Source organism: Streptomyces sp. NPDC004126, assembly GCF_050275515.1.
Lineage (GTDB): Bacteria > Actinomycetota > Actinomycetes > Streptomycetales > Streptomycetaceae > Streptomyces.
This window is the reverse complement of sequence record NZ_JBNNPF010000023.1, coordinates 37771-53431: the sequence shown is the minus strand read 5'-3', so window position 1 is coordinate 53431 and position 15661 is coordinate 37771. Positions and strand designations below refer to the sequence as shown.

17 protein-coding genes are annotated in these 15661 nt (G+C 73.8%); 14 read left to right on the top strand and 3 right to left on the bottom strand.

Annotated features, from left to right (window positions below; genetic code table 11):
- The first annotated feature begins 157 nt into the window (after nucleotides 1–157).
- Nucleotides 158–1453 (top strand): LCP family protein, encoded by a 1296-nt coding sequence (locus tag ACQKM2_RS22365; protein ID WP_427712206.1) that lies wholly within the window; start codon nucleotides 158–160, stop codon nucleotides 1451–1453.
- A gap of 243 nt (nucleotides 1454–1696) precedes the next feature.
- Nucleotides 1697–2632 (top strand): LysR family transcriptional regulator, encoded by a 936-nt coding sequence (locus tag ACQKM2_RS22360; protein WP_427712203.1) that lies wholly within the window; start codon nucleotides 1697–1699, stop codon nucleotides 2630–2632.
- A gap of 296 nt (nucleotides 2633–2928) precedes the next feature.
- Here the strand turns inward: ACQKM2_RS22360 and ACQKM2_RS22355 are convergent, their stop codons facing one another.
- Complete coding sequence (locus ACQKM2_RS22355; RefSeq protein ID WP_427712201.1) at nucleotides 2929–3510, bottom strand: TetR/AcrR family transcriptional regulator; 582 nt, start codon at nucleotides 3508–3510, stop codon at nucleotides 2929–2931.
- A gap of 144 nt (nucleotides 3511–3654) precedes the next feature.
- Between ACQKM2_RS22355 and ACQKM2_RS22350 the strand changes: the two genes are divergently transcribed.
- Nucleotides 3655–4539 carry an alpha/beta fold hydrolase gene (locus tag ACQKM2_RS22350; protein WP_427712198.1) on the top strand — a complete coding sequence of 295 codons (885 nt, stop codon included), beginning with the start codon at nucleotides 3655–3657 and terminating at the stop codon, nucleotides 4537–4539.
- Between the two features lie 15 nt (nucleotides 4540–4554).
- On the opposite strand, the gene ACQKM2_RS22345 is transcribed toward ACQKM2_RS22350, so the two are convergent.
- Entirely contained in the window at nucleotides 4555–5154 is a 600-nt protein-coding gene (locus ACQKM2_RS22345) for a TetR/AcrR family transcriptional regulator C-terminal ligand-binding domain-containing protein (RefSeq protein ID WP_427712195.1), read from the bottom strand.
- A gap of 172 nt (nucleotides 5155–5326) precedes the next feature.
- Here ACQKM2_RS22345 and abc-f point away from each other — a divergent pair, with 172 nt between their 5' ends.
- The gene (gene abc-f, locus ACQKM2_RS22340) at nucleotides 5327–6955 is read left to right on the top strand and encodes a ribosomal protection-like ABC-F family protein (protein WP_427712193.1); all 1629 of its coding nucleotides are present in this window, start codon (nucleotides 5327–5329) and stop codon (nucleotides 6953–6955) included.
- Between the two features lie 38 nt (nucleotides 6956–6993).
- Nucleotides 6994–7896 carry a virginiamycin B lyase family protein gene (locus ACQKM2_RS22335; RefSeq protein ID WP_427712191.1) on the top strand — a complete coding sequence of 301 codons (903 nt, stop codon included), beginning with the start codon at nucleotides 6994–6996 and terminating at the stop codon, nucleotides 7894–7896.
- Here ACQKM2_RS22335 and ACQKM2_RS22330 read toward each other — a convergent pair.
- Complete coding sequence (locus ACQKM2_RS22330) at nucleotides 7889–8524, bottom strand: class I SAM-dependent methyltransferase (protein WP_427712188.1); 636 nt, start codon at nucleotides 8522–8524, stop codon at nucleotides 7889–7891. The two genes, ACQKM2_RS22335 and ACQKM2_RS22330, sit on opposite strands and share 8 nt — an antisense overlap.
- Before the next feature lie 525 nt (nucleotides 8525–9049).
- On the opposite strand from ACQKM2_RS22330, the gene ACQKM2_RS22325 reads away from it, so the two are divergent.
- The 9 genes from ACQKM2_RS22325 to ACQKM2_RS22285 all read left to right on the top strand — a co-directional run bounded on the left by ACQKM2_RS22325 (nucleotide 9050) and on the right by ACQKM2_RS22285 (nucleotide 15652).
- A complete protein-coding gene (locus tag ACQKM2_RS22325) occupies nucleotides 9050–9406 on the top strand; it encodes a VOC family protein (protein ID WP_427712284.1) in 357 nt (118 codons plus the stop codon).
- A 78-nt stretch (nucleotides 9407–9484) separates the two neighbouring features.
- Entirely contained in the window at nucleotides 9485–10126 is a 642-nt protein-coding gene (locus ACQKM2_RS22320; RefSeq protein WP_427712187.1) for a glyoxalase, read from the top strand.
- 77 nt (nucleotides 10127–10203) lie between these two features.
- Nucleotides 10204–10617 (top strand): VOC family protein, encoded by a 414-nt coding sequence (locus ACQKM2_RS22315; RefSeq protein WP_007269182.1) that lies wholly within the window; start codon nucleotides 10204–10206, stop codon nucleotides 10615–10617.
- A gap of 29 nt (nucleotides 10618–10646) precedes the next feature.
- Nucleotides 10647–11081 carry a YdeI/OmpD-associated family protein gene (locus ACQKM2_RS22310; RefSeq protein WP_427712184.1) on the top strand — a complete coding sequence of 145 codons (435 nt, stop codon included), beginning with the start codon at nucleotides 10647–10649 and terminating at the stop codon, nucleotides 11079–11081.
- 89 nt (nucleotides 11082–11170) lie between these two features.
- Nucleotides 11171–12997 (top strand): SMI1/KNR4 family protein, encoded by a 1827-nt coding sequence (locus ACQKM2_RS22305; protein ID WP_427712181.1) that lies wholly within the window; start codon nucleotides 11171–11173, stop codon nucleotides 12995–12997.
- A 125-nt stretch (nucleotides 12998–13122) separates the two neighbouring features.
- Entirely contained in the window at nucleotides 13123–13362 is a 240-nt protein-coding gene (locus ACQKM2_RS22300; protein WP_427712179.1) for a hypothetical protein, read from the top strand.
- Nucleotides 13363–13827: 465 nt separating this feature from the next.
- A complete protein-coding gene (locus tag ACQKM2_RS22295; RefSeq protein WP_427712281.1) occupies nucleotides 13828–14484 on the top strand; it encodes a hypothetical protein in 657 nt (218 codons plus the stop codon).
- 86 nt (nucleotides 14485–14570) lie between these two features.
- Complete coding sequence (locus ACQKM2_RS22290) at nucleotides 14571–14906, top strand: ArsR/SmtB family transcription factor (protein ID WP_427712176.1); 336 nt, start codon at nucleotides 14571–14573, stop codon at nucleotides 14904–14906.
- Nucleotides 14907–14908: 2 nt separating this feature from the next.
- On the top strand, nucleotides 14909–15652 hold the full coding sequence (locus ACQKM2_RS22285) for a cation transporter (RefSeq protein ID WP_427712278.1): 744 nt from the start codon (nucleotides 14909–14911) through the stop codon (nucleotides 15650–15652).
- Nucleotides 15653–15661: the final 9 nt, after the last annotated feature.

Sequence of the window (15661 nt, the reverse complement as noted above, 5' to 3'; positions counted from 1 at the left end):
TCGAACGGGACTGGAACGGTCGAACGCTCCGGCACCGGCCCGCTGGGCGATCCGGGCGTCCACCACGGCGCGTAACCCCGCCCGCGTCCCGCGACGGCAGTACGGTCCTCCCGCGGCTTCCGCCACCACCTCACCTCACCACGTCAGGGGATGCGCGTTGCGTCGACTCACCGTTGCCCTCACGCTGCTTGCCACCCTCGCCGCGGGCGCCCCCACCGGCGCGCAGGCCCTGTCCGCCGAGCGCGGCACGGCCGGGAGCGGCAGCCGCGGCACCAACGTCCTCGTCGTCGGCGTCGACAGCCGCGCCGGCCTCTCCGCCGCCGAGAAGAACCGCCTGCACGTCGGCGGCCAGGGCTGCAACTGCACCGACGTGATGATGCTCCTCCACCTCTCCGCGGACGGCCGCCGCGCGAGCGTCGTCTCCATCCCCCGCGACTCCTACGTCCAGTACCCGCTCCCCGGCCCGCCCCGCTTCGGGAAGATCAACGGGGCGTACGCGATCGGCGGCGGCCCCCTGACCGTCCGCACCGTCGAACAGGCCACCGGCCTCCACGTCGACCACTACCTGGAGACCGGGTTCACCGGCTTCGAGCAGACGATCGACAACCTCGGCGGCGCCACCGTCTGCACCGACGAACCCCTCCACGACGAGAACTCCGGCCTCGACATCACCGCCGGCGTCCACCACACCGACGGCAACCGGACCCTGCGCTACGTCCGCGCCCGGCACGTCGACATCCGCCCCGGCGACCTCGGCCGGGTCCGCCGCCAGCAGCGCACCGTCACCAACCTGCTGGCCCGCCTCACCGCCGAAGGAGCCCTCTCCGGCCCCGTCCGCACGGTCCGCACCGTCCGCACCCTCCTGAAGACCGTACGCACCGACGCCGCGACCGACCTGCCCGACCTCGTCCGCATCGGCTGGATCCTCGGCCGGCTCCGCGCCGACCGCACCGAGTTCGCCACCGTCCCCATCCGGCTCTTCGACCACCGCGTCCCCGGCGTCGGCTCCACCCTGGTCTGGCACGAGGCCCGCTCCGCCGCCCTCTGGGACGCCCTCGCCGACGACCGCCCCATCACCGGCGACCCCCGCATCCAGCCCGTCCCCGAAACCCCCGTCGACACCAACCCGGCCGCCATCGCCCTCCGCGTGGACGACCCCGCCGTCGCCGAGGCCCTCACCCGCGGCGGCTTCCGGGCCACCGCCGGGCCCGCCCCCGCCGTACGCCCCGCGGGCCCGCCCGTCATCACGTACGCCCCCGCCCTGAAAGCGGACGCGGCCACCCTCGCGGCGGCCCTCCCCGGCGCCCGCCTGAACCCGGTCCCCGGCCGCGGCCCCACCTTCGACGTCACCGTCGGCACCACCCCGGTCGAGGTCAAGACCGTGACCTGGGACCGCAACAAGGCCGACGGCGCCCCCGTCACCGCCGACACCCTCCGCTGCCCGGCCGGCTGACAGGACGCCGCACCGCCTCCCGGGCCGCGCCGGACGGACCCGGGAGGCAGTGGGGCGCCCCGTCGGCCGAGGCCCACTGGTCGGCACCCGTCCGGCGAAAGCCGCGCCCCGGTTCCGGACCCGGCCGCGGCCACCGGACGGGTTGCCGCCCGGGCCTCGGCCCACCGGAAATGCTCCGCCCCGCCCGACAACAAGTCAATCCTGGGGTTTCCTCACCAACACCCAAGCAATACCTTGGGTTTCATGACCTTGGACGACCTACGGGTGTTCGTGGCCGTGTGCCGGGCCGGAAGCCTCAGCGCGGTGGCCCGGGAACTGGGCCGCACCCAGTCGGCGGTGAGCCAGCACGTCAAACGCCTCGAACGCGAGACCGCGACCACCCTGCTGGAGCGCCGCCCCCGCGGAGTGGCCCCCACCGAAGCCGGCCGCATCCTCTACGAGGCCGCCGCCGACGGCATCACCGGCCTGGACCAGGCGCTGCGCCGCCTCGGCGACCTCGCGAACGGCGAGGGCGGCTCCGTACGCGTCGGCACCGGCGGGGTGACCGTCCGCCACTTCATGGCCGAGGCCATCGCCGACTTCCGCCGCCACCACCCCGGGACGAGCCTGGAGTTCCGCACCGAGACCTCCAGCCGCCGCTGCTTCGAGGCCCTCCTGGCCGGCACCCTGGACCTGGCCTGGATCACCATCGGCCCGCCCGTCCCCGGCATCGAGCAGCGGCCGGTGGCCGACCTGCCCTGGGTCCTCGCGGTCCGCGCCGACGACCCGCTCGCGTCCCGCCGGAGCATCGACACCGCCGACCTCACCGACATCCGCCTCGTCCGGCTGCCCCCGAACTCCATATCCGGCGCCCACCTCGACGCCGCCTTCACCGGACTCGGCGTCCGGGTCGGCTCCGACACCAGCGTGGCGGACTGGGACACCGCCCTCCTGCTCGCCGAACTCGGCCTGGGCCACACCGTCGTACCGGCCGTCCCGGGCCTGCACTCCGCCCCCGACGGCCCCCTGCGCCTGGTCCCCGTACCCGCCCTCCCGCCCCTCCCGGTCGGCTGGGCGGTCCGCCGCTGGGAGGCGCTCACCCCCCTGGCCCGCGCCTTCGCCGACTCCGTCGGCGAACGGACCGTCAGCCACACCCGCGGATCGAGCTCGTCGAGGTTCAGGGTGGCCGGCACGACCTGATCGCGCAGGGCCAGGACCGCGGCGAGGGCGCCCAGGGCGCCCGCCGCACCAAGAGGTGCCCCGCCATCGACTCGGTCGCGGTGACGGCCTCGGTCAGGTCGCCCCCCTTTGTTCGACCAGCACACCGTCGCCCCGGGCATCCGGTTCGGCGATGATCAGTACATTTGCCAATCTGCCAGGGAACTCACGAAGCATCAGGTGCCGCGATCGGCGGAGTCCACGACCCGGGTTTTGTTGATTTCCTACCAAAACCGGCAAGGTGAAAACCCCCTCCGGCCGGCGGTACGGAGGCGGGGTCACCGAGCGGCGGCAGCGCCGACCCCGTCCATCAGGACGCCGACGAGGTCACGGGTGTAGCCGTCGGCGGCCGCGTCCCGCCTCACCAGGATCCGCATCCACAGCGCGCCCGCCATGGCGTCCACCAACGGCGCCGGATCCGCGTCCGGCGGCAGCTCGCCCCGCGCCACCGCCCGCTCGAACACCGGCTGGTGGCGGCCGAACCGGTCGTCCAGGAAGGAGACCACGAGCTCCCGCATCGCCTCGTGGCGCACCGCCCCGACCAGCGCAGCCTCGACGATCGTCCGCCGGTGCTCGTCGTCCAGCAGCCGCCGCACCTCCTCGGCGAGCGCCGTGAGGTCGCCGCGCAGGCTGCCGGTGTCGGCCGGCTCGAACCGGAAGACCTGCGAGTGCAGCAGCGCGTCGCGCAGCAGCTCCGACTTGGACGGCCACCAGCGGTAGATCGTCGTCTTGTTGACCCCGGAACGCTGGGCCACCCCCTCGATGGTCAGGGAGTCGAAGCCCAGACCGCCCAGCATGTCGAGCGTGGCCGCGTAGATCTCGGCCTCCCGCCGCGGCCCGCCGCCGCCCTGCTTCCGCATCACCGCTGCTCCCTTCGGTACGAGTGGGACGCCACCCTAACGCAACACAACGTTGTGTTGCATTCCCCGACCCCCCATCCCTACCATGCAACGCACCGTTGCGTTGCACTCCAACCGCGACGCCACACCCGCCAGGGGGAAAACATGCCCACATCCCACCCACCGACCTCAGCCCCGACCCCGACCCCGACCCCGACCCCGGCTCCGGCCCCGCCTTCGGGACTCCGTCCCGCCCCGGGCCGTCCGGGCATCTGGACCGCCGGAGCGCCCGAGGGCGCTCCGCTGGTCCTCGTCCACGGGATCCGGCTCTCCGCCCGCATGTGGGACCCCCACGCCCACCGGCTGGCCCCCCGATTCCGGATCACCGCCCCCGACCTGCCGGGACACGGGACCCTGCGCGACCGCCCGTTCGGCCTGGAGGAGGCGGTCGAGCGGGTCGGCCTCGCCGTGGAGGAGGCCGCCCTCGCCACCGGCCGCCGCCCCCTCGTGGCCGGCACCTCCCTCGGCGGGTACGTCGCCCTCGCCTACGCCGCGGCGGCACACCCCGCCGCGGCCGCCGTCCTCGTCCAGGGGTCGACCGCCCGGCCCGACGGGCCCACCGGCCGGATCTACCGCGCGGCCGCCCGCGCCCTCGGGGCACTCGGCCCGGCCCGTGCCGCCCGCCTCGGCGACCGGGCACTCGGACACCGGCTCCCCGCCGAGAGCTACGAGGCCGTCACGTGCGGCGGACTCGCCATGCACGCCTTCGCCGAGGTCGTGGAAGACCTCGCCCGGCGTGACTTCCTCGACGTCGCGGGCCGCTGCCGACTGCCCGTCCTGTTCGTCAACGGCCTCGGCGACCCCCTCTTCCGGGCCCAGGAGAAGCAGTTCGTCGCAGCCGTCCGCGCCGGCGGCGGATCCGCCCGGCTGTTCCACGTCCATGGCCCGCACGACATGGCCATCAGCGACCCCGCCGCCTTCACCCGGCTCCTGGAGCGAGGCCACGGACTCCTCGCCGCCGCGCACCCCGCGGCCTTCGCCCCGGCCTGATCCGCGAGGCGCCCCCTACGACGCCCCCGGAACCCCGTAGACGCCGGCCCGCCCCGCTGCCGCGGCCCCGGCGGCGGCCCGGCGGGGGAGGGCCGGGTCCGGGGCCGCCCGCAGGAGCAGCAGCTCGTGGTACAGCGGCGCGGTCGCCGCGACCAGCAGCGCGCGGGCGTCGGCCGGCCCCGGCAGCTCGCCCCGCCCGGCGGCACGGTCGACGACCACCGCGCAGCGCGCGTACCGGTCCTCCCAGAAGCGCGCCAGGGCCCCGGCCGCCTCGGCGGACCGGAAGCCCGCGGCGATCAGCGCCGTGGTCAGGCTGGGCCCGCCGCCCGCCAGGGCCTCGTAGACCTCCTCGTTGAGCGCGGTGAGGTCGCCCTCCAGCGACCCGGTGTCGGGCGGGCTCCACGTGTCGTCGGCCGCCGCGTCGAGTACGTCGGCCAGCAGGCCCCCGACGTCGCGCCAGCGCCGGTACACGGTGGTGCGGTGCACGCCGGCCCGCTCGGCGACCGTGTCGACGGTCAGCCCGTCGTACCCGCCCGCCATCAGCAACTCGCCCACCGCCGCCAGCACCTGGGCCCGGACCCGGGCGCTCCGCCCGCCCGTCCGACGCCGCGGCATGGCCGAATCCGCATGACGCCCATGGCCGGAACCTTCGCTTGCGTGCTCATCGCCATCCATGGAACGATCTTAAAGCAACATCAGTCGCAATAGGACACAAGGGAGCCCCCAATGATCCTCACCCGCCACCACGCCGCCCCGACCACCCCCTCCCACCCCCCGGAGCCGCTCCATGACCGCACAGCTCACCGCGACTGACCTCACCAAGTCCTACGCCGGCCGCACCGTCCTCGACTCCGTCGACTGCTCCGTCACCGACGGAACCCGCCTCGGCATCGTCGGCGAGAACGGATCCGGCAAGTCGACCCTCCTCCGCCTGCTCGCCGGAGCCGAACGCCCCGACAGCGGCACCGTCACCGTCCGCGCCGACGGCGGCACCGGCTACCTCGCCCAGGAAGAGCACCTCCCCGCACACCTCACCGTCCAGCAGGTCATCGACCGCTCCCTCGCCGAACTCCACGCCATCGAGGACCGCATGCGCCGCCTGGAGGCCCGCATGGCCGACGGCGACACCACGGACGAGACCCTCACCGCCTACGCCGGCCTCCTCACCGCCTTCGAACTGCGCGGCGGCTACGACGCCGACGCCCGCACCGAACGCGCCCTGCACGGCCTCGGACTCCTCGGACTGCCCCGCGCCCGCACCGTCGGCGACCTCTCCGGCGGAGAACAGGTCCGCCTGCACCTCGCCGCGCTCCTGGCCTCCGACCCCGAGGTCCTCCTCCTCGACGAACCCACGAACCACCTCGACCACACGGCCCTCACCTGGCTGGAGGACCACCTCCGCGCCCGCCGCGGCATCACCGTCGCCGTCTCCCACGACCGGCAGTTCCTCGAACGCGTCACCACCGCCCTCCTGGAAGTCGACGGCGACCTCCACCGCACCGTCCGCTACGGCAACGGCTACGCCGGCTACCTCGCCGGCCGCGCCGCCGAACGGCAGCGCCGCACCCAGGCCCACACCGCCTGGCGCGAGGAGACGGACCGGCTGCGGGAGTCAGCCGCCGTCACCGCCCGCAAGGTCGCCCCCGGCCGGGCCATGAAGGACGGCAACAAGATGGCCTACGACCGCGCCGCGGGCCGCGTCCAGCAGTCCCTCGCGAGCAGGGTCCGCAACGCCGAGGAACGCCTCACCCGCCTCCTGGCCCGCCCGGTCCCCGCACCGGCCGACCCGCTCCGCTTCACCGCCGTCCCCCGCACCGCGGGCACCACCACCCCCGACGGCCCCGCCCTCACCGCGCGGGGCGTCTGCCTGACGAACCGCCTGGCACCGGTGGACCTCACCCTCCCGCCCGGCGGCCGCCTCCTGGTCACCGGCCCCAACGGCGCCGGCAAGAGCACCCTCCTCGGCGTCCTCGCCGGCACCGTCACCCCCGACCGGGGCCACGTCGTCCGCCGCGCCCGCACCGGACTGCTGACCCAGCACACCGACCCCGGACCGGCCCACCGCCCGCTCCTCGCCGCCTTCGCCGAAGGCCGCCCCGGCACGCCCGAGGAACACACCGGACAGCTCCTGTCCCTCGGCCTGTTCGCCCCCGGACAGCTCACCACCCCCGTCGGCGGCCTCTCCGCCGGCCAGCGCCGCCGGCTCGCACTGGCCCGCCTGGTCACCGAACCGGCCGACGTCCTGCTCCTGGACGAGCCCACCAACCACCTCTCGCCCGCCCTGGCCGAGGAACTCGGCGAGGCCCTCGCCTCCTTCCCGGGCGCCGTGGTCGTCGTCAGCCACGACCGCCGCCTGTGCGCCCGCTGGCAGGGCGACCACCTCCCCCTCCGCGCAGCCACCCCGGCCGCGGCCTGACCCTGACCGCCTCACCCACCCCCCTCGAAAGGCCCGCCTTGCCCCGGACGCACCCGCCCCGCCTGATCCACACGTACGCCCTGCCCACCCCGGACGCCGGCCCCTACGCCCTCACCACCGGCCCCGACGGAGCCGTCTGGTGCACCCTGGTCCACGCCGGCCGCATCGCCCGCCTCACCCCCGACGGCCGGATCGACGAGTTCCCCCTGGACACCCCCGACTGCGGCCCCACCCTCATCACCACCGGCCCCGACGGCGCCCTCTGGTTCACCCGCAACCGCGACCACCGCATCGGCCGCATCACCCCCGACGGCGAAGCCCGCTCCCACCCCGTCCCCGGCTCCGGCCCGGGCCCGTACGGCATCACCGCCGGCCCGGACGGCGCCGTCTGGTTCACCACCCTGCACACCGCGACCGTCACCCGCCTCACCCCGGCCGGCGAACTCACCCAACACGCCCTCCCCGAGGGCTCCTTCCCGTCCTTCGCCACCACCGCCGCCGCCGACGGAGCCCTCTGGTGCACCCTCAACCAGGGCAACGCCCTCGCCCGGATCACCGTCACCGGCGACACCACCCTCCACCCGCTGCCCACCCCCGGCGCCGCCCCCGTCGGCCTCGCCGCGGCCCCCGACGGCACCCTCTGGTTCGCCGAGATCGGCACCGGCCGCATCGGCCGCCTCACCCCGGCCGGCGAACTCACCGAACACCCCCTGCCCGACCCCCGGTGCCGCCCGCACGCCGTGGCGGTCGCCCCCGACGGCTCCTGCTGGTACACGGCCTGGGCCACGGGCCGCATCGGCCGCGTCACCCCGGCCGGCACCGTCACGGAGCACCCCCTCCCCAACCCCGCCTGCGAACCCCACGGCCTCGCCTTCGCCCCCGACGGCACCCTCTACGTCGCCCAGGAGAGCGGCGAAGTCACCCGCTGGAACATCACCTGACGGCCCGGGCCAGCAGATGGCCTTCGAGGAAACCCCGCTCGGAAACCGGCCCGTGGACCAGCCGGGCCGAAACCTCCAGCCCGGCCCCGGCCAGCACCTCGACGAACCGCTCCACCGGCCAGCTGAAGGCGGGAGCCACCTTGTGGTCGTACGGGACCGGCTCCGCCGCCCCCTCGGGCACACAGAACGAAACCAGCAGCGAACCCCCCGGCGCCAGCACCCGCACCTGCTCGGCGAGCAGCCCGGGCAGCTCCCCGGGCGGGGTGTGGATCATCGAGTAGTGGGCCAGCACCCCGCCGAGCACCCCGTCGTCCACCGGCAGGGCCTCCATCCGCCCCTCGACGAACCGCAGCCCCGGATGCGCCCGCCGGGCGTGCTCCACCATCCCCGGCGACAGATCGACCCCGAAGGCGTCCAGCCCCAACTCGCCCAGCAGCGCCGTCAGATGCCCGGGCCCACACCCGACATCGGCCACCCGCAGGTTCCCCGCCTCCCGCACCAGCCCGGCGAAGACCCCCACCATGGCCCGCGCGAACGGCCGCGTCTCCAGCCGATCGGCGAACATCGAGGCGTACAGCTCGACGACCCCGTCGTAACCCGCCCTGGCCACATCCCGATACCCGTGCACCACCGCAACCTACAGCGTCCCACCAGGCCACGAGGGAGAGGTGGTTCGGGTTCCACAGGGATCCACGCAGGTTCGAATCCTGCCCCCTCCGCCAGAAAACCGGTGGGGCGATCCCTGCCGATCTGCCAAGATCACCGAATGGGTGCACTGGACGCAGCAGCCGCCAGGGTCGCCGCCGGGGCCACCGTGACGTTCCGGCCCAGCGGCTCCTCCATGGTCCCGCTCATACGCAGCCGGCAGCAGGTCGTCGTCGCCCCGGTCGACCCGTCGAAGCTGGAGGTCGGGGACATCGTCCTCGCCCGCGTCGCCGGGACGGTCCACCTGCACCTGGTGTCCTCCGTGGACGCGGCCGGGAAGCGGGTCCAGATCAGCAACAACCGCGGCCGCGTCAACGGCTGGACCAGCCACGCCCGCGTCTACGGCATCTGCCTGGCAGTCGACGGCGTCCCCCGCGGAGCAGCCGCGGAAAAAACCCTCACACCCGCCACCCGCCCCCACCCCGGACGTGCCGCGCCGCCCCTGCGGATGAGACTGTGCGCGATAACCCTCGACTGCCCCGATCCGCAGGCCCTGGCCGCGTTCTACCAGCAGGCGACCGGCCTCGACCCCCACCCCGCGTCCGACGCCGACTTCGCCGGCCTCAGCGGCGAGCACGGACTCTTCCTCGGCTTCCAGCGGGTCGACGACTACCGGGCACCCGACTGGCCCGGCCAGACCGTCCCCCAGCAGTCCCATCTCGACTTCGCGGTCGACGACCTGGACGCGGCCGAGACCCGCCTCCTCGCACTGGGCGCGACCAAGCCCGGCCACCAGCCGGACCACAACAGATGGAGGGTCCTCACCGACCCGGCCGGCCACCCCTTCTGCCTGGTCAGAGGCTGACACCCGGGCCACCGCCACGAGCCGCCCAGGACCGGTCAGGAATCGAGAAGCCCCTGCCGCCACCCACCTCCTAACGTAATGGTCATGACGAACACCGCTCCCACCACCGCCCCCACCGCCCTCGCCTCCGTCACCCTCGAAGTGGCCGACACCGAGGCCGCCCGCCGCTTCTACACCGCCTTCGGCGTGGACGCGTACGTCACCCTGCGGGCGACCGACACCCCCACCACCGGCTTCCGCGGCTTCACCCTCGGCATCACGGTCTCCGGCCCCGCCACCGTCGACGGTTTCTTCGCCGCGGCGGTCGACGCCGGCGCCACGGTCCTCAAGCCCACCGCCAAGTCGCTGTGGGGCTACAGCGGAGTGGTCCAGGCCCCGGACGGCACGATCTGGAAGATCGCGACCGGAGCGAAGAAGGACACCGGCCCCGACACCCGCCGGATCGACGAGATCGTCCTGCTGCTCGGCGTCGAGGCCGTGAAGGCCACCCGGGAGTTCTACGTCGAGCGCGGCCTGACCGTCGCCAAGAGCTTCGGCGGCAAGTACACCGAGTTCGCCCCCGGCACCGCCGGCCCCGTCAAGCTGGCCCTGTACAAGCGCCGCGCCCTGGCCAAGGACCTCGGCGTCCCCGTCGACGGCACGGGCTCACACCGCGTCGTCCTCGGCACCACCACCGCGGCCTTCACCGACCCGGACGGCTTCACCTGGGAAGCGGCCTGAAACCCGCCCCGAACACCCGCCAACACACCACCAACACTCCACTCCACCCCACCCCAGAAGAACAGGAACAACAAACCATGAAGGCACACGTCAGCTCGATCCTCCTCGGCGTCCGCGACATGGACCGGGCCAAGCGCTTCTACACCGAGGGCCTCGGCTGGAAGGTCCAGAACGACTTCGGCATCTCGGTGTTCTTCGAATCCGACGGCGCCTCGCCCGTCGGCTTCTACAGCCGCGAAGGCCTGGCCGGCCAGGTGGGCACGGACCAGGAGGGCAGCGGCTTCAGCGGCCTGGTCCTGACCTACGTCGTCCGCAGCGAGACCCGGGTCGACGAGATCATGGCGGAGGCGGCGAAGGCCGGCGCCAAGGTCCTCAAGCCCGCTGGCGCCCTCCCGTGGGGCGGCTACGGCGGCACCTTCGCCGACCCCGAGGGCTACATCTGGAGCCTCGGCTACAGCGCCCAGGGAACCGACCAGCCCTACGCGGAATGACGGAACGCCAGAGCAGACCGGAGAGAACGATGAAGTTCCGCACCCACGTCGAGCCCCCCGAGCCCATGCGGGGTCTGGAAGTCCCGTCCGAGGTGGTGGCCGCGCTCGGCGGGGGCGCGCGGCCACCGGTGACGATCACGCTGGGCGGCCACTCCTGGAAGAGCCGGATCGCCCTCCTGCGCGGCCGCCACCTGCTCGGCCTCAGCAACGCCAACCGCCAGGCCGCCGGCGTCGCCGTAGGCGACGAGGTCGAGGTCGAGCTGGAACTCGACACCGAGCCGCGCGTCGTCGTCGAGCCGCCGGACTTCGCCCAGGCCCTGGACGCGGACCCGGCCGCCCGCGCCGCCTACGACGCCCTGGCCCACAGCCGCAAGCGCGAGCACGTACGCGCCATCGAGAGCGCGAAGAAGCCCGAGACGCGCCGCCACCGCATCGAGAAGGCCCTCACCACCCTGCGGGGCTGACAAGCGTCCCCGCCAGGCGCCGTCCGTACCGGCCGTGCACCCGCCACGCGACTGATCGGGTGTCAGTGCCCGCGCCTAGGGTGCCGGGCATGGTCACGTACACCGTCGAAGAGTCCTGGGACCGCATCGAGAGCTGGCTCGCGCGGCACGCTCCCGTCACCCACGGGCTGCTGCGACCGCCGGCCGTCCCGGCGGACATCGCGGCGGCCGAACTCCGGCTGGGGGTGGCCTTCCCGCCGGACCTGAGGGAGTCGCTGCTGCGGCACGACGGCGTGGAGCTCTCGGACGGAACGCTCCGGCTCGACTACTACGGACCACCGTCCGGAGTCGCCGAGATCGTCGGGAGCACCGAGTTCCTGCGCGAGGTCGGGGAGGACGTCGCCGAGGAGGAGGCCGAGCTGGACGAGGAGGAGCGCGACGAGTACGCGTACTGGCCGCACGAACGGCTGCTCGTCACTCTGGGCATCGGCTGGCAGTCCTCCGACGGACTCTTCCTGGTCACCCGCTCCGGCCCGCACCACGGGAGGGCCGGCCGGTACTTCGACGAGATGGGCTCGGCCTTCACGCGCTGGCGGGGACTGCGGCACGTCCTCTCCGACTTCGCCACGGCTCTGGAGAACGGCCTGCCCTTCGACGGGCGAACACCCCTGGCCCACGAGGGCCGGCTGATCTGGGACGGCGGCGGGACGATCCTCGCCGACCCGACCTCCGCCCTGGACCTCGCCGCCGGGGAGCCCGAGCCGCAGGTCCCACCCGCGGCCGAGCCGGCCCCGCCCGTCCCGCAGCCCGACGGGGCATACGCCGTCATCACCTTCGGCAGCGGCGGATTCTTCGGACCCGAAGCCGCACCGCCCGTGCAGCCGGACGTCGTGTTCGTGGCGGGCATCGCCCCCGGGGAGCTGCTGGACCGGCTGGGCTCCGTGCCCGCGACCGCCGGGTCGCGCAGCCGGGAACAGGCGAGGCTGTCCGCCGACGCGCCCTGGGCCGGGCACCGCCCGATGGTCCGGGTCGGGTCCTGCGGCGACGGCGATGGGTGGTCGTACGCCACGCAGGAGGGCGGCGACGCCCAGTTCGGCCGTCCCGAGGTGCTGGGACGGCTCTCCCGCGGAACCCGGGTGGTGGCGCTGGCCAAGCAGGGGCCCGAGGTACGCGTGACCGTCGTCGAGGACGGCACCGGCCGGCCGGAGGCAGGCCACCGAGTCGAATCGCCGCGCGAGGACTACGTGACCGGACCCGACGGGCAGCAGTGGCAGCGGATCGGCGTCGACGCCTGGCCCGGCTCGACGGCCGCCTACGCGCGGCTGCTGGCAGGCCTGGAGGCGGAGCACGGCATCAGCTGGGACCCGGCGGACGACGCGACGGCGCCCCTGGCCGGCGCACTGCTGCTGCCGGTCCTCGAAGAGGTGCCGCAGGCCCGGCACCCGGTCACCGTCGTACGCGACTTCGACCTCGGAGCCCTCGTGGAGCGGACCCCGCCGGAGCGGTTGCGCTCCGCGGTGGCGGCGCAGCTCGCCCGGCTGGCGTCGGAGACCGGGATCGACGGCTACCCGGAGATCGCCCGGGCACTGGAGCAGGCAGGCCGGGGCGAGCCGGTGGACCTGACGGCCGACGGGGCTCTCGACCTGCGGATGCGGACCATCCGGGCGGAGACCCGGGCCGCCCGCGGAATGCTCGACGCGGCCCGCCACCAGCCGGATCCGGCGCCCGTCACCGAGGCCGACGTCGCGGCGTGGCACGGCCGGGACGCGGCGGCCGGGGCCCTGCGACGGCTCCTGGTGCTGCCCCTGCCGGCGGCGGCGGAGACGGTCCTGAGCCTGCGCATGTCCCTGCACTGGCGCGACGAGCTGGCGGCGGACCTGGCCGGCCAGGGGGTGTCGGAACGAGATCGCAGCCCGGAACGCGGCACATTGGCCTAGACCTATTGTGCGGCCTGGTCCGTGACGGTACGTTCATGCTCGGCTGCGCAGCCTGCACGTACCGCACCACATCGCATCGTCAGGCACTCTGCCGGGCATCCCCGGCATTTTCAGGAGGACATGCCATGTACCGCCGCACAGCAGCCGCCCTCGCCACCGCCGCCACCGCCGGAGCCCTCGCGCTCGGCGTCGCGGGCACCGCCGAAGCCGTCCCCGGCACGGGCTTCTACGCCCGCAGCAACCACGCCTCGTACACCGAATGCGTGGCCGCCGGCCGGGCCGGCTACAACATCTGGGGCCCCGTCTTCTTCTGCGAGCCCTTCAGCACCGCCCGCCCGGACATCATCACCCTCTGGGTCCGCTGACCCACCCGGCCGCCCCGGGCCGACACGGGGCCGGCCGTACGGCAGTGGGCCGGCCGTTCTCGACCTGCTGTCCGGGCTCCGCGACAACCATCCGGTGCTTGGACTGCCGCCCGGAGCGACGGCGTTCTGGCAGGTGGTCCTGGACAGCCCGGCCCTGCTCGCCCGCGAGCGCTAGATCGGCGAACGCGCCGAGGCCGCCTTGGCGGCCGCCCTCACCGCGCATCCGCCGCACACCGCGGACGCCTCCGCTTACCCCGCTCCCCCACCGCCCGCGCCGGCGCGGCCCGGTCAGGGGTGAAACCCACCGCCAACCCCTCAGTGATGATCTGCGTGGACCCGCCCCGCTACGGGTTCTCAGGTCTCCCCAGCTGGTTAAGGATCAAGGATCGGCGAAAACGAGGATGCCCTGCGTAATCGAGAGGCGATGTCGGCGACGGATGGGGGACACTTCGCCTGGTGATCGTGATGCAGCCCGTCCTGGAGATGAACACCCCCGATGGCTTCGACCTCTGGCCTGTCGCCGAGGCGGAACGGTTCGGTTTCCTGCCGCTCAGCGGCGAACTGTCACCCACCGAGATCGGGACGGCGCTCATGCGCATCGCCGCCTGCAATGACGTGGACCCCGCAGACGATGGCGACCTCCCGCCTCGGCCGGCCGAGCCTCTCAGCGGCTTCCTTCACGGGCTGCTGAACCTCGACAACCTTTACGCGGCGGGCGGCCTGCACGTCACGGACATCTCTACGGGCATCACCTTCTCGCCCGGCTGCTGCGACGGACTGGAAGACTGGCGCGACTGGTACCAGGTCCTCGACGGCAGCGGCATCATCGGGTACGGCCACGATCCGCAGCCGTCGCTGGCCGAGTGTCTCGGGGATACGATCCGCCTCACCGTCGACACTGCCCGGGACGACAGCCCAGCCATCGAGCTGCCGGTCACCGAGCTCCGGCATCTACTCGCTGGCGCCGAGCGGAACCTGACCGAGTTTCTCGCGGCGGCAACGGACTGGATTACCGAGCACCTGCCCGACCACTCCGTTCCTCTGACCGCTGCCCTTGCCCGCGTTCTCGCTCTTCCCGCGCCGGGCGTATCGCCTGCCTTGCTCGGTGCGGAACGGGCGTGACTACCGGCCTGTGCAAGGCCTGGACATTCGACGGACCAGAATGATCCACGAGTTCCTGAATTCAGGAATGAATGTACTCTCATGGTGTGCTGACTGTTGCCTCTGACATCGAGGTGCTGGCCCGGTTCGGCCGCGCGCTCGCCGACCCGATCCGCTGCCGCATCCTGCTCGCCCTGCGTGACGCCCCCGCCTACCCGGCCGACCTCGCCGACGCCCTAGGTGTCTCGCGCACTCGGCTGTCGAACCACCTCGCGTGCCTGCGCGACTGCGGGCTGGTCACCGCCGTCCCCGACGGCCGCCGCACCCGCTACGAGCTCGCCGACGAACGCCTCGGCCACGCGCTGGACGACCTGCGCACCGCCGTGGTCGCGGTCGAGACCGACCGCACGTGCCCGGACGCCGACGAGAAGGGCTGCTGCTGACCATGGCCGCCGAGATGCCGATGTCCCTCGGGCCTTCCCCGGCCCGCCGTGATGCGCTCACCCGCCGGATACGCCTGCTCGTCGCGGCCACGATCACCTACAACGTCATCGAGGCGATCGCCGCCATCACCGCAGGCACGCTGGCCTCCTCCACCGCCCTGATCGGCTTCGGTCTCGACTCGGTCATCGAGGTCTCCTCCGCCGCCGCGGTCGCCTGGCAGTTCTCCGCATCCGACCACGCCGTCCGCGAAGCGCGCGAGCAGCGCACCCTGCGGATCATCGCGTTCTCCTTCTTCGCCCTGGCCGCCTACGTCACCGTCGACGCCGTCCGCGCACTGACCGGCACCGGTGAGGCCGAAGGCTCCGTCCCCGGCATCGCGCTGGCCGCGCTGTCGCTGGCGGTCATGCCGTTCCTGTCCGCCGCCCAGCGCAAGGCCGGCCGCGAACTCGGCTCCGCCTCCGCAGTCGCGGACTCCAAACAGACCCTGCTCTGCACGTACCTGTCCGCCGTGCTGCTGGTGGGCCTGATCCTCAACGCCACCCTCGGCTGGTCCTGGGCCGACCCCATCGCCGCTCTCGTCATCGCCGCCATCGCCATCAGGGAAGGCCGCGACGCCTGGCAGGGCAAGGGCTGCTGCGCGCCTTCCGCCGCCGCTGCGGTTCCCTCCGTCGGGGCCAAGGCAGACGCCTGCGACAACTGCCCGCCCGGATGCGACTGCTGTAACCAGAGCACCCGCGGACACTGAGAGGGCCCT

Bases quoted from the DNA above. Each gene is read 5' to 3' on its own strand.
- ACQKM2_RS22360 (WP_427712203.1), top strand. From the start codon at position 1,697: ATGACCTTGGACGACCTACGGGTGTTCGTGGCCGTGTGCCGGGCCGGA.
- ACQKM2_RS22355 (WP_427712201.1), bottom strand. From the start codon at position 3,510: ATGCGGAAGCAGGGCGGCGGCGGGCCGCGGCGGGAGGCCGAGATCTAC.
- ACQKM2_RS22350 (WP_427712198.1), top strand. From the start codon at position 3,655: ATGCCCACATCCCACCCACCGACCTCAGCCCCGACCCCGACCCCGACC.
- ACQKM2_RS22345 (WP_427712195.1), bottom strand. From the start codon at position 5,154: ATGCCGCGGCGTCGGACGGGCGGGCGGAGCGCCCGGGTCCGGGCCCAG.
- abc-f (WP_427712193.1), top strand. From the start codon at position 5,327: ATGACCGCACAGCTCACCGCGACTGACCTCACCAAGTCCTACGCCGGC.
- ACQKM2_RS22325 (WP_427712284.1), top strand. From the start codon at position 9,050: ATGAGACTGTGCGCGATAACCCTCGACTGCCCCGATCCGCAGGCCCTG.
- ACQKM2_RS22320 (WP_427712187.1), top strand. From the start codon at position 9,485: ATGGTCATGACGAACACCGCTCCCACCACCGCCCCCACCGCCCTCGCC.
- ACQKM2_RS22315 (WP_007269182.1), top strand. From the start codon at position 10,204: ATGAAGGCACACGTCAGCTCGATCCTCCTCGGCGTCCGCGACATGGAC.
- ACQKM2_RS22310 (WP_427712184.1), top strand. From the start codon at position 10,647: ATGAAGTTCCGCACCCACGTCGAGCCCCCCGAGCCCATGCGGGGTCTG.
- ACQKM2_RS22305 (WP_427712181.1), top strand. From the start codon at position 11,171: ATGGTCACGTACACCGTCGAAGAGTCCTGGGACCGCATCGAGAGCTGG.
- ACQKM2_RS22300 (WP_427712179.1), top strand. From the start codon at position 13,123: ATGTACCGCCGCACAGCAGCCGCCCTCGCCACCGCCGCCACCGCCGGA.
- ACQKM2_RS22295 (WP_427712281.1), top strand. From the start codon at position 13,828: ATGCAGCCCGTCCTGGAGATGAACACCCCCGATGGCTTCGACCTCTGG.
- ACQKM2_RS22285 (WP_427712278.1), top strand. From the start codon at position 14,909: ATGGCCGCCGAGATGCCGATGTCCCTCGGGCCTTCCCCGGCCCGCCGT.